Origin of the sequence: Bordetella bronchiseptica, assembly GCF_900636925.1 — a bacterium.
GTDB classification, from domain to species: Bacteria; Pseudomonadota; Gammaproteobacteria; order Burkholderiales; family Burkholderiaceae_B; genus Bordetella; species Bordetella pertussis.
Map to the genome: position 1 here is coordinate 4,471,124 of NZ_LR134326.1, position 12,794 is coordinate 4,483,917.

At 69.0% G+C, this 12,794-nt stretch carries 12 protein-coding genes; 6 read left to right on the forward strand and 6 right to left on the reverse strand.

The features are described 5' to 3' along the window. The first annotated feature begins 23 nt into the window (after window positions 1-23). The 5 genes from EL288_RS20870 to EL288_RS20890 are packed head-to-tail and all read left to right on the forward strand — an operon-like array spanning window position 24 to window position 5,530. Entirely contained in the window at window positions 24-1,208 is a 1,185-nt protein-coding gene (locus tag EL288_RS20870) for an acetyl-CoA C-acyltransferase (RefSeq protein ID WP_003808070.1), read from the forward strand. An 18-nt stretch (window positions 1,209-1,226) separates the two neighbouring features. Then, window positions 1,227-2,027 (forward strand): enoyl-CoA hydratase/isomerase family protein, encoded by an 801-nt coding sequence (locus tag EL288_RS20875; protein ID WP_003808069.1) that lies wholly within the window; start codon window positions 1,227-1,229, stop codon window positions 2,025-2,027. 46 nt (window positions 2,028-2,073) lie between these two features. After that, window positions 2,074-3,300: an acyl-CoA dehydrogenase gene (locus EL288_RS20880; protein ID WP_003808068.1), complete on the forward strand. Its 1,227-nt coding sequence runs from the start codon at window positions 2,074-2,076 to the stop codon at window positions 3,298-3,300. Next, window positions 3,297-4,700 carry a tetratricopeptide repeat protein gene (locus EL288_RS20885; RefSeq protein ID WP_015064566.1) on the forward strand — a complete coding sequence of 468 codons (1,404 nt, stop codon included), beginning with the start codon at window positions 3,297-3,299 and terminating at the stop codon, window positions 4,698-4,700. Before EL288_RS20880 ends, EL288_RS20885 begins: the two co-directional genes overlap by 4 nt. A gap of 8 nt (window positions 4,701-4,708) precedes the next feature. Continuing rightward, window positions 4,709-5,530 (forward strand): enoyl-CoA hydratase-related protein, encoded by an 822-nt coding sequence (locus EL288_RS20890; RefSeq protein WP_042143145.1) that lies wholly within the window; start codon window positions 4,709-4,711, stop codon window positions 5,528-5,530. Between the two features lie 45 nt (window positions 5,531-5,575). Here EL288_RS20890 and EL288_RS20895 read toward each other — a convergent pair whose 3' ends face one another. The 5 genes from EL288_RS20895 to EL288_RS20915 form a co-directional block, all read right to left on the reverse strand. Then, the gene (locus EL288_RS20895; RefSeq protein ID WP_003808065.1) at window positions 5,576-6,559 is read right to left on the reverse strand and encodes a Bug family tripartite tricarboxylate transporter substrate binding protein; all 984 of its coding nucleotides are present in this window, start codon (window positions 6,557-6,559) and stop codon (window positions 5,576-5,578) included. A gap of 62 nt (window positions 6,560-6,621) precedes the next feature. Continuing rightward, on the reverse strand, window positions 6,622-7,107 hold the full coding sequence (locus EL288_RS20900) for a MaoC family dehydratase (RefSeq protein WP_003808064.1): 486 nt from the start codon (window positions 7,105-7,107) through the stop codon (window positions 6,622-6,624). Between the two features lie 9 nt (window positions 7,108-7,116). Continuing rightward, window positions 7,117-8,136 (reverse strand): cyclase family protein, encoded by a 1,020-nt coding sequence (locus tag EL288_RS20905; protein WP_003819337.1) that lies wholly within the window; start codon window positions 8,134-8,136, stop codon window positions 7,117-7,119. A 31-nt stretch (window positions 8,137-8,167) separates the two neighbouring features. Next, on the reverse strand, window positions 8,168-9,676 hold the full coding sequence (locus EL288_RS20910) for a class I adenylate-forming enzyme family protein (RefSeq protein WP_003808060.1): 1,509 nt from the start codon (window positions 9,674-9,676) through the stop codon (window positions 8,168-8,170). Further along, complete coding sequence (locus EL288_RS20915; RefSeq protein WP_010925907.1) at window positions 9,673-10,863, reverse strand: acyl-CoA dehydrogenase family protein; 1,191 nt, start codon at window positions 10,861-10,863, stop codon at window positions 9,673-9,675. The genes EL288_RS20910 and EL288_RS20915 overlap by 4 nt, the downstream gene beginning before the upstream one ends. 187 nt (window positions 10,864-11,050) lie before the next feature. Between EL288_RS20915 and EL288_RS20920 the strand changes: the two genes are divergently transcribed. Then, complete coding sequence (locus tag EL288_RS20920; protein WP_003808058.1) at window positions 11,051-11,836, forward strand: IclR family transcriptional regulator; 786 nt, start codon at window positions 11,051-11,053, stop codon at window positions 11,834-11,836. An 18-nt stretch (window positions 11,837-11,854) separates the two neighbouring features. Here the strand turns inward: EL288_RS20920 and EL288_RS20925 are convergent, their stop codons facing one another. Next, window positions 11,855-12,769 carry a LysR family transcriptional regulator gene (locus EL288_RS20925; RefSeq protein ID WP_033446568.1) on the reverse strand — a complete coding sequence of 305 codons (915 nt, stop codon included), beginning with the start codon at window positions 12,767-12,769 and terminating at the stop codon, window positions 11,855-11,857. Window positions 12,770-12,794: the final 25 nt, after the last annotated feature.

Sequence of the window (12,794 nt, forward strand, 5' to 3'; positions counted from 1 at the left end):
CCAGGCACAACAAGGAGACAGCGATGAGAGAAGCCGTAATCGTTTCAACCGCCCGCACCCCGATAGGCAAGGCCTACCGCGGCGCCTTCAACCAGACGCACGGCGCCGAACTGGGCGGCCATTCGCTGCGGCACGCCATCGCCCGCTCCAAGGTCGACCCGGCCGAGATCGAGGACGTCATCATCGGCTGCGGCATGCCGCAGGGCGCCACCGGCTACAACATCGGCCGGCAGATCGCCATATGCGGCGGCCTGCCGATCGAAACGGGCGGCACCACCGTCAACCGCCTGTGCGCCTCGGGCCTGCAGGCCATCGCCATCGCCGCCCAGCGCATCATGGTGGACCGGGTGCCCGTCATGGCCGCCGGCGGCCTGGAGTGCATCAGCATCGTCCAGGACGAGCACCACAACGGCGTCAAGAAAAGCCCCTGGATCGAGGCCCACAAACCGCACACCTACGACGCCATGCTGCGCACGGCCGAAGTGGTGGCGCAACGCTACGGCGTCAGCCGCGACGCGCAGGACGATTACGCCTTCCAGAGCCAGATGCGCACGGCCGCGGCGCAGCGCGACGGCCGGTTCGACGACGAGATCGTCCCGATGACGACCGTCAAGCTGAGCAAGAACAAGGAAACCGGCGCCACCTACGAAGAAGAAGTGACCTTGCTGCGCGACGAGGGCAACCGTCCCGACACCACGCGCGAAGGCCTGGCGACCCTGCAGCCTGTGATGGAGCCGGACACCTCCATCACCGCCGGCAATGCCTCGCAGCTCTCGGACGGCTCGTCGGCCTGCATCCTCATGGAAGCCAAGGAAGCCGAACGCCGCAACCTCGAACCGCTGGGCGCGTTCCGCGGCTTCGTGGCCACCGGCTGCGAACCGGACGAGATGGGCATCGGCCCCATCCTGGCGGTCCGGACGCTGTTCCAGCGCTTCGGCCTGCGCATGGAAGACATCGACCTCTGGGAGCTCAACGAGGCCTTCGCCAGCCAGACCGTGTACTGCCGCGACCAGCTCGGCATTCCCAACGAACTGCTCAACGTCAACGGCGGGGCGATCTCGGTGGGGCACCCGTACGGGATGAGCGGCGCGCGCATGGTCGGCCACGCCCTGATCGAGGGCCGCCGCCGCGGCGCGCGCCTGGTGGTCGTCAGCATGTGCGTAGGCGGCGGCATGGGCGCGGCCGGACTGTTCGAAGTGTATCGATAAGACGGGAAGGAGAAACCCATGTCCGAATTCACGCCCAAGACCATCCTGGTGGAAGTCCGCGACCACGTCGCGTGGATCACCATCAACCGCCCCGACGCCATGAACGCCCTGGCGCGCGAAACCGTCATCGAGATCGACCAGGCGCTGCAGCTGCTCGAGGCGCGCGCCGACGTCCATGCGCTGGTGTTCACCGGCCAGGGCCGCGCCTTCTGCGCCGGCGGCGACCTGAAGTACTTCAAGGAAACCGTGGGCAGCGGCGACATGAACAAGTTCCGCGCCTACCTGAACCTCTGCCAGAACATGTACCGCCGCGTCGAGAACTTCCCGCACCCGACCATCGCGGCCGTCAATGGCGTGGCGGTGGCCGGCGGCATGGAACTGATCATTTCCTGCGACCTGGTCATCGCCGCCGAGTCGGCCAAGATCGGCGACGGGCACGCCAACTTCGGCATCATCCCGGGCGGCGGCGGGGCGATCCGCCTGCCGCGCAAGATCCCCATGGCCCTGGCCAAGCGCCTGCTGTTCACCGGCAACCTGCTGCCCGCCCGGGAGCTGGCCGAGTACGGCCTGGTGAACCAGGTGGTCCCGGACGAACAGTTGACCGAGGCCGTCCAGGCCTTGCTGGCCCAGATCACCAAGAATTCGCCGCTGGGCGTGCGCCTGATCAAGCAGCTGATCAACGACGGCTACGAGCAGCCCCTGGACACGGCGCTGCGGCTCGAAGTGGTGGCCTGGGAAAGCTATGGCCTGAGCAACGACATCAAGGAAGGGCTGCAGGCCTTCCAGGACAAGCGCAAGCCCAGGTTCTCCGGAACCTGACGCCGGATGGCGCCGCAACCACACCGATACGCCCGAGACGGACACCATGGACACGCAGACCTCATCGCCCGACACCAAGCAGCACTACCAGCCCTTCGTCTGGGAGGATCCCTTCCTGCTCCATGAGCAGCTGACCGAAGACGAGCGCATGATCCAGGCGACCGCGCACGCCTACGGCCAGGAGCAGCTGCTTCCCCGCATCGTGCATGCGCACCGCACCGAGACCTTCGACCGCAAGATCTTCCTGGAACTCGGGCAGCTGGGCTTCCTGGGCGCCACCCTCGAGGGGTACGGCTGCGCGGGCGTCAACCACGTCAGCTACGGCCTGATCGGGCGCGAAATGGAGCGCGTGGACAGCGCCTACCGGTCGTCGGTCAGCGTGCAATCGAGCCTGGTCATGTACCCCATCCATACGTTCGGCTCGGAAGAACAGCGGCAGACCTACCTGCCCGGCCTGGCCTCGGGCGAACTGGTGGGATGCTTCGGCCTGACCGAGCCCGACCATGGCTCCGACCCCGGCGGCATGGCCACCCGCGCGCGCAGCGTCGCGGGCGGCTACCGCCTGTCCGGCGCCAAGAGCTGGATCACCAACTCGCCGATCGCCGACGTGTTCCTGATCTGGGCCAAGGACGACGCCGGCGATATCCGCGGCTTCATCCTCGATCGCGGCATGCAGGGCCTGTCGACCGAACGCATAGACGGCAAGTTCTCCCTGCGCGCCTCGATCACCGGCACCATCGCCATGGACGAGGTCTTCGTGCCGCAGGACCGCATGCTGCCCCACGTCAAGGGGCTGCGCGGCCCCTTCTCGTGCCTGAACAAGGCGCGCCTGGGCATCTCGTGGGGCGCGCTGGGCGCGGCCGAAGCCTGCCTGCACCAGGCGCGCGACTACGTGCTGGCGCGCACGCAGTTCGGGCGGCCGCTGGCCTCGAACCAGCTGGTCCAGAAGAAACTGGCCGACATGGAAACCGAAATCGCCATCGGCCTGCAGGCCAGCCTGCAGGTCGCGCGCCTGATGGACCAGGGACGCGTCTCGACCGAGGCGATCTCCATCATCAAGCGCAACAATTGCGGCAAGGCCCTGGAGATCAGCCGCGTGGCGCGCGACATGCTGGGCGCCAACGGCGTGTCCGACGAATATCACATCATCCGGCACATGATCAATCTCGAGGCCGTCAACACCTATGAAGGCACGCACGACATCCACGCCCTGATCGTCGGGCGTGCCATCACGGGCATCCAGGCGTTCTACGACTCCGGGAGCACGCAATGACACGGCAGCGAAATCGCGAAGGGCTGGAATTCACGGCCGCCAACGCGCAGGCGGTCGAGGCCTTCGACGAAACCGTCAAGCGCTATCTGCAGTTCCACGGCGACATCGGCGGCGCGCTCAAGGCCACCTTCGCGCACGACGCGCAAATGCCGATGGCGCTGATCCTGCGCGGCTACTTCTACCTGCTGATGGGACTGCGCCCGCTGGCCGACAAGGCCGCGCAGCTGGCGGCCGGCCTGCAGCCCGGGCGCGCCGCGCTCACCGAACGCGAACAGCGGCACCTGGACGCCCTGGCCTGCTGGTCGCGCGACTCGCTGCAGGCGGCGACCGAGCACTGGGAGCGCATCGCCCGCGCCCATCCCCGCGACATCCTGGCGGTCAAGATGGCGCATTTCGGCTACTTCTACCTGGGCCGCTCCGCCCGCATCCGCGACGGCATCGCGCAAGCCATCGACTCCTGGTCGGAGGACGACGCGCTGTATCCCTACATGCTCAGCATGATGGCCTTCGGCCAGGTCGAGGCCGGCGAGCTGGCCCGGGGCGAGGCCAGCGGCAGGCGCGCGCTCGAACTGACGCCGCACGATCCGTGGGCGGTGCATGCCGTCGCGCACGCGCTGGAGCCGACCGACCGCAAGGCCGACGCGCTGGCGTGGATCGCCCGCCACGAGCGGCACTGGAGCGAAGCCAACAACTTCCGCCACCACATCCACTGGCACCGCGCGCTGATCCATCTCGAACAGGGCGACGCGCAGGCCGCGCTGGACTGGTACGACCGCACCGTGTTCGCGGCCGATTCGGTGGAATACCTGGATGTCTGCAACGAAGCCTCGCTGCTGATGCGGCTGGAACTGAGCGGCGTCGATGTCGGCCGGCGCTGGGAAGCCGTGGCGCAGAAAAGCGCCGCGCGCATCGACGACCAGGTCATGGGTTTTGCCGACGTGCACTACGCGATGGCGCTGTGCAGCAGCGCGAACCCCGAGCACCGGCAGCAGGCCCAGGCCCTGGCCGAGCGGCTGGAGCGCTACAGCCACGGCGGCACCGACAACGCCCAGGCCTACCGCCAGGCCGTCGTGCCGATCGTCGGCGCCCTGCTGGCGTTCCGCCAGGGCCGCTACCGGGAAAGCGCCGACGCGCTGCTTGCCTGCGCCGACGTGGCGCACGCGGCCGGCGGCAGCCACGATCAGCGCGATGTGTACGAATACCTGACCGCCGAAGCGCTGTTCCGGGCCGCCCCCGCCCATCCCGACACCATTGCGTACCTGGCGCGCCGCTCGTTCCGCGCGCCCCACAACCCGCACAACTGGCGCCTGTACCTGCAGTCGCTGGAACAGTCCGGCCAGGACCGGACCCTGGCGGCGGCGACCGCGCGCCGCCAGGCCGCCGCCCACGCCACCGCATGAGCCCGCCCATGACGACGCCCGCCCCCGCTTCCCCTTGCTACGCCAGGTTCTCGGTCGACGAAGCAGGCATAGGCCTGCTGACCCTGGACGACCCGGCCACCCAGAACGCCATGAGCCTGGCGATGATGGACGCCCTGGCCGCCATACATCCCGTGATCTGCGCCACGCCGCAACTGCGCGTGCTGATCGTCACCGGAGCCGGCAAGGCCTTCTCGGCCGGCGGCAACGTGCACGACATGCTGGAGCGGCGCGGCGTTTTCGCCCCCGAGGATCCGCTGGCCGCGCGCGACCTGAACCTGGAGCGCGTGCACGCCATCCCGCGGGCCATCCACGGGCTGCCCATGCCCACCATCGCGGCCGTCAACGGCCACGCGGTCGGCGGCGGCTGCGACGTCGCCCTGATGTGCGACATCCGGATTGCGTCCGACCAGGCGGTGTTCGCCGAATCGTTCCTGCGGGTCGGCCTGTTGCCCGGCGATGGCGGCGCCTGGTTCCTGCCGCGCGCGGTGGGCCTGTCGCGCGCCATGGAAATGGCCCTGACTTGCGATTTCATCGACGCGCGCGAGGCCGAACGAATCGGGCTGGTATCCCGGGTGGTGCCGCACGCCACCCTGCTCGACGAAGCCTACGCCCTGGCCCGGCGCATCGCGCGGCATCCCCCGCGCATCGCCCGCATGACCAAGCGCCTGATGCAGTTCGGCGCGCATGCGACGCTGCACGATACGCTGGAGATGACGGCCTCCATGCAGGGCATGGTGCAGACGGCCGACGAGCACAAGGACGCCGCCCGGGCGATCGCCGACGCCGTCGCCAGCCGAAGCCGGCGTTGAAACATGCGGGCGCCGGGCCGCCCGCAGGGGCAGCCCGGCCGCCGGCTAGTCGATGCGCGCGCCGGCCTGCTCCACCACCTTGCCCCAGCGGTCGTATTCCGACTTGATGTAGGCGCGGTACTTGTCGACCGAGCCGCCCAGCACGATGGTGCCCTGCTGGTCCAGCTTCTGGCGCACGTCGGGCGAGGCCAGGGCGTCGTTGATGGCCTTGTTGATCTTCGCCAGCACCGGCTCGGGCGTGCCGGCCGGCGCCACGATGCCCTGCCAGGCCAGGCTCTCGAAGCCCGGGATCAGCGTTTCCGCCACGGTCGGCACGTCGGGCATGCCCGACCAGCGTTCGCGGCTGGTGATCGCCAGCGCGCGCAGCTTGCCGGCCTGCACCGGCGCAATCACCGTGTTCAGCGTGGTCGTGGTGAACTGCGTGGCCCCGGAGATCAGGTCCACCTGGGCCGGCGCCGTGCCCTTGTAGGCCACGTGGGTCGCCTTCAGGCCCAGCGTGCTCAACAGTTGCGCGGCGGTCAGGTGCTCGATGGCGCCTACGCCCGAGGACGCATAGTTGTACTTGTCCGGCCCGGCCTTGACCATATCGACCAGCGCCTTGGGCGTCTGCGCCGGCACCTGCATGTTGGCCGCCAGCACCAGCGGCACGGCCGCCGTCAGGCCGGCCGGCGCGAAGTCCTTCAAGGGGTCGAAACCGGGCGAGCGGTAGACCCAGGGCGCGATGACGATGGACGAGGTGTTGTAGAGCAGCGTGTAGCCGTCGGCGGTGGCCTGCGTCAGCGCGGTGGCGGCGATATTGCCCGCCGCCCCCGCCTTGTTCTCGACGATGACCGGCTGGCCCAGCTCCGTGCCCATTTTCTCGGCCAGGATGCGCGCCACGTTGTCGGTCGGCCCGCCCGGGGCGAAGCCCACCAGCAGCCGGATCGGCTTGGACGGCCAGTTGTCCTGGGCGAACGCGTGGCCGCCGGTGGCCAGGACGGCAACGCCGCACAGCAGCGTGGCCCGCAGGATTCCGATTGGTTTCTTCATGTCTCTCTCCTTGTAGAAATCGTCGTTGTTATACGATGCCCGGCATCTTGCGCCGGGCCATGCTACTGCCGCCTGACGAAACGCATGGGGGTGTACACCATCACCACCTCGCCGCGCTGGTTGACGACATGGTTGCGCGTGCGCACCAGGCCGCGGTCGGCGCGGCTCTTGCTGGGCCGCGCCTCGATGACCTCGCAGCGCACGTGCAGCGTGTCGCCCACGTACGTCGGGCCCTCGACCTTCAGCTCCATCTCCAGGAAGGCGAAGCCGGTGTGCTGCATGCAGGCCTGCATCAGCAGGCCCTCGACCATGGAAAACACCAGCGCCCCCGGCACCACCCGGCCGCGCATGTCCGACTGCGCCTGGACGAACTCCGTATCGGTGAACAGCACCTCGGTAAAGCCGGTGGCGTTGACGAAGTTGACCAAGTCCGCCTCGGTGATGGTGCGCCCCACGGTGCGGAACCGGCGGCCCAGCGGGAACTCGGCGAAGTGCAGGCCCAGGCCCACGTACGGAACGCCATCGGCGTCCTCGATTTCCAGTGCCATGGCGCGCTCCTATACGGTGGCGATCGGGTTCAGCGGCGAGCCCACCGCGCCGGGCAGGTGCAGCGGCGGCGCGGTCAGCAGGAAGGCATGGCGCTCGTGCCGCTCCAGCCATTCGGCCAGCGGGCTGAGATGCCACAGTTCGCCCAGGTGCAGGCCCAGCTTGAACAGGCAGCGCTCGTGCAGCGGCAGCAAGGCATGGCAGCCATCGCCCTTGAAATCGTAGGGCCGGTCCTCGACCGCATAGTTGTCGGCGATCAGCGCGGCGATGCCGCTGTCGTCGATCCAGTCCAGCAGGCGGCTGTCCGAACCATCGAGCACGGCGCACGAACGCGCCAGCCGCTGGGCGTCGGGCTTGCCGCCCATGCCCAGCACCACGTCGGCAAAGCCGGTGTGCAGGCACAGCATGTCGCCCTTGCGCACCTCCACGCGGTCATGCTCGATCACGCGCATCAGATCGTCGTAGCCGACGCGCTTGCGCTCGTCGCCGAAATGGCGCCGCAGGTCCAGCAGCACGCCGCGCCCCTGCACGCCCTTGGCCGCCATGTGCTCGATCCCCAGGCGATGCGCGCGCGACGGGCTGTCGCGGTCCTCGCGCCGGTGCGAGAAGTTCTCCTTGCCGGTATAGCCGTTGTAGAACACGATCTCGGCCACGCCGTCGCCGTCGGCGTCGAAATGCGAACCGATGTGCGACAGCGCGTCCCATTGCGTCGAGTACTGCAGGCTCATGGCCACCATGTCGTCGCACGCCACGTCGGTGGTGTTGTGGTCGTGCTCGAAGGCGTGCAGGTACATGGGCTTGTCGTCGCGCCGCGTCGGCATCAGGCGCGGCGGATGGCGCGCCGGGTTCAGCACGTTGCCGCCCGGCATGTCCAGCGGCAGGCTCAGGCTGAACACGATCCCTTCCTGCACCTCGGCCACGGCCTCGCGCACCTTCTCGGGGGTCAGCAGGTTGAGCCGGCCGAGCTGGTCGTCATCGCCGAAATCGCCCCAGTTCGAGCCGGGGGGCCGTTGTTTCCATCGTCGGGTCATGGGTTGTCTCTCCTGTTATCGGTGCAAAGGGTCAGCGGCGCGCCACGGCCAGGTCCACGACCTGCGCCGGCAGGTCGGCCAGCAGATGGCGCTTGATTTTCTGGGTTTCGGTCTTGGGAATGGCGGGCACGAACGAGAAATAGCGCGGCGCCATATAGGCCGGCAGGCGTGCCTTCAGGAAGGCCTGCAGCGCGCCGGCGTCCGGCTCGCCCTGCAGCACCACGTACGCATGCACCTCCTCGCCCATGATGTCGTCGGGCACGCCGACCACCGCGCAATCGCGCACCTGCTCGTGCTTGAGCAGCTGCTGCTCGACCTCGGTGGGCGCGATCATCTCGCCGCCGCGCCGGATCAGTTCCTTCTGGCGGCCGTCGAAGTACAGGAAACCGTCCTCGTCCAGGTAGCCGCGGTCGCCCGTGTGCAGCCAGCCCTGCTTGAGCGTGCCGGCCGTAGCCTCGGGATTGCGCCAGTACTCCGAGAAGAACACGTGCGGGCGTTCGGAACGCGCCACGATCTCGCCCTTGGCGCCGATGGCCACCGGCGCGCCGGCCTCGTCCACCACGGCCAGCTCGATGCCCGCGCGCGCATGCCCCACCGAGCCGAAGCGCGCCCGCTGCGGCGTGTTCATCGACACCCAGCCGCCGGTTTCGGTCATGCCGTACAGCTCGCGCACCGAGATGCCGAAGCGCGACTCCACCGCCTCCCAGACGCGGGCCGGCGCACCGCCGCCCACGCACCAGCGCAGGGCGTGATCGCGGCGCGGCTCGGGATAATGCTTGTCGAGGATCGACAGCACGGTGCCCACATAGGTAAAGCCCGTGGCGCCGTGGGCCACCGCTTCGTCGAAAAAGCGGCTGGCCGAGAAGTTGCGCAGCAGCACCAGCGTGGCCCCGCAGCCCAGCACCGAGGCCACCGCGTACATCTGCGGGTTGGCGTGAAACAGCGGCAGGAACACCAGGATGCGGTCGGCGCGGGTCAGCGCCAGCGACTGCACCATGTCGTCGCTGGCGGCCACATAGGCGCCATGCGGCAGCGTCACGCCCTTGGGCAGGCCGGTGGTGCCCGACGTGAACAGGATGCTGTTCAGGTCGCCCGCGGCGCACGGCGGTCCGGCCCAGCGCGCCGGCGGCTCGGCCGGCGGCAGGTCCATCGCGGCGTCGATCTCCAGCACCGGCGGCGCGCCTTCCATGGCGGCCAGGGTGTCGCGGCGCGGCGCCAGCAGCTCGGGCTCGACGATCAGCAGGCGCGATTCGCTCTTGGCCAGCGAATAGCAGAAGCCCTCGCCCACCAGCCCGGTGTTCAGCGGCACGCACACCGCGCCCAGCTCGCCCAGCGCGAACCAGCAGGCCAGGAAGGCCGGGCGGTTGCCGCACATCAGGGCGATATGGTCGCCCGGCCGCACGCCGGCCCGGTGCAGGCGCGCCGCCATGGCGCTGACCATGTCGGCCAGCTCCCGGTAGCGGTACTGGCGGGTTTCGAAAACGAGCGCAATGGCGTCGGGCTGGCTTTCGGCCAGGGCATACAGGCGGTCGGTGATCACGTCTTGGTTCCGGACAGATGGTGGGCGGCGAAGGCAAGCAATTGCTTGCCGATGGTGTTCTTGAGGATCTCGGACGAGCCGCCGGCGATCTCGTAGGCCTTGGCGTCGCGCAGATAGCGGCCGAACGGCGCGCGCTCGGTCACGCCATAGGCGCCGCAGATCTGGATCGCCTGCTCGGCCGCGCGCGTGGCCACCTGGCTGGCGGCCAGCTTGGCCTCGCTGGCATAGCGGGCGATCTCGCGGTGTTCGTCCAGCGCCACGCAGGCCTCGTACACCAGCAGGCGGGCGGCGTCGATCCGGGTCGCCAGATCGGCGAAATACCACTGGATGCCCTGGAAGCCCAGCACCTTCTGGTCGAACGCCTCGCGCCCGGCCGCGTAGGCCAGCGCGTTGTCAAACGCGGCGCGGGCGATGCCCAGGCTGATGGCGCCGGCCATGGTGCGCGAGAAATCCAGCGTGGTCACCGCCTGACGCACGCCCTTGCCCTCGACCCCGATCAGGTGGTCGTCCGGCACGACCACGCCGTCCAGGATCAGGTCGACGTGCGGACCGTTGCGCAGGCCGAACGTCCCCGACGTCGGGCCGTCGAACGTCGACACCCCCGGCATATCGCGGCGCACGAAGAACGTGGACACGCCGTGGTCCGTCTCGGCCAGCACGATATAGGCCTCGGCGGCCGAACCCGAGGTGATGAACGACTTGCGGCCCTCCAGCGTCCAGCCGCCGGCGCCGCGCCGCGCCTTGGTGTCCAGGCTGCGGATATCGCTGCCGTGATTCGCCTCGGTCAGCGCGTAGGCGGTGATCAGGCCCTGCGCGAATTCCGGCAGCACCGCCGCCTTCAGCGACTCGGCGCCGAACTGGTTGATCAGCGTCTGCGCCTGCAGGATGGTGATCAGGCTGATCCCCACCGCCGCGCTGCCGTACGAGGCCTCCTCGAACACCGCCGCGCAGTGCCCGTACGGGGCCGCGCCGCCGCCCCACTGGCGCGGCAGCGTCAGGCTGGTATAGCCGCGGCGCGCCATGGCCTTGATTATCTGCACCGGGTACACGTCCTGCCGGTCGATGGCCTCGGCCTCGGGCAGCACGGTATCGGCCACCACGCGCCGCAGCTCGCGCAGGAACGCCGGATCCACCCTGTCGCGCCACAGCGCGGGACTGCATTGGTATGACTTCGCGATATCGATCATGTCCTTGCCTCCTCCCCGAACGCGGCGACGCCGCCGGGACTGGGTTTGGACTCTAGAAACGAAACGCGGCAAAATCGCGGATACGCCTAAAAAGTTCCGCGATACGGAACACTAGTACCAACAGCCAGAAAAAATGGCGGCGCGCCCGGGCGGGCGGGCCGCCGCAACGGACAGGCAGGAGACGGCAATGGAGGACAACGGCACCACGCGGGCCGGCGGCGGCGACACCGTGCAAAGCGTCAGGCGCGCCCTGGAGATTCTGCGCATCCTCTCCTACAGCTCGTCATCGAACGGCATGCGCTTTTCCGACCTGCAGGCCCAGAGCGGGCTGAGCAAGGGCACGCTGCACCGCTTCCTCAAGACCCTCAGCGCCGAAGGCTTCGTCGAGCAGGCCGCCGGCAGCCGCGTCTACTACCTGGGCCTGGAATTCCTCTCCATGGGCGAGCGCGCCTCCAACCGCCTCGACATCCAGGCCGTCACCCGGCCGGCGCTGGAGCGGCTGGCGCAAAGCACCGGCGACACCGTCATGCTCACCATACGCAGCGGGCTGGACGCCGTCTGCATAGACCGCAAGGAAGGCTCCTTCCCGGTCAAGGTGCTGACCCAGAACATCGGCACCCGCCGCCCGCTGGGCGTGGGCTCGGGCAGCCTGGCGCTGCTGGCCGCGTTCGGCGACGGCGAGGTCGAGAACGTGCTGCGCCGCATCCAACCGCGCCTGCAGCCCTATCCCAGCCTGGACGTGGACAAGCTGCGCGCCCAGGTGGCCGACACCCGCCAGCGCGGCTACGCGCTCAACCCGGGCTACCTGCTCAAGGGCATGTACGGCATCGGCGTGGCGATCTACCTGGCCCGCCAGCCCGTCGCCGCGCTCAGCATCGCCGCCCACTACGGCCGCATGGGCCCGGACCGCCGCAAGACCATCGCCGCCGCGCTCAAGCGCGAGGCCGACCGGGTGACCGAGGAACTGGGGTAAGGCGCGCGAGCGCGCGGCTCAGGCGCGCTGCCGCCACTGCGCGGCGGCCTGCTTGAGAGCTTCGAGCGCCGCCCTCACCGCCGGCCGGGCCAGCGCGTTGGGCAGCATGGCGGCACGGATCTTGCGGTTGATCGGCGGATTCAGGCTGATCATCCTGACGCCGTCGAAATGCGCGATCCAGCCCAGCCCCATCGATGGCAGGACGGTCACCAGTCCCATCTGCCGGACGAACTCGATGGTCGCGGTCATGTTGCTGCAGTTGCAGATCTCGTTCGGCGTGAAACCGGCGGCCTGGCATGCGCGGATGAGATGGGCCCGATACGCCGGCGCCGCCTGGTTGATGACCCACTGCTGCTGCGCCAGCTCGCGCAGGCGGACGCTGCGCCGGTTGGCCAGCGGGTGCGTGCTGCCCACCACCAGCACGAAGCGGTCCTCGCCCAACTGCGCGAACTCCAGCGGCCTGGCTGGCCGCATGACGTCCGCCCATTCGTCGATGACTGCAAGGTCGATTTCGCGCGCGACGACCGCTTTGAGTCCGGAATTGGATTCCGTCTCGGTAAAGCGCAAGGCGATCCGCGGATGCTGTTCGCGCAGGTTGCGAAACGCCAGCGGCGCAAGGCCGGTCGCCAGCGAACCGAACGCCGAGACCCTGACCTCGCCGGTGATCAGCCCCCCGCCCGATTGCAGGTCGCTCTCCAGCCGGTCGACCAGGCCGAAGACCTCGGCGGCGCGCAAGGCGAGCCGCTCGCCCGCCGGCGTCAGCCGCACGCCCTGCGACGAGCGCTCCAGCAAGGCTTCGTTCATTTCCTTCTCCAGCAGGGCGAGTTGCTGGGAGATGGCCGGCCGGGTCAGGCCCATGACTTTGGCCACCGCGGTAATCGAGCCCATGACCGAAAGCTCGTGCAGCAGGCGTAGGCGATTCAGATTGAGCATGGCGGACTTGCGCACTTTCTGCGAC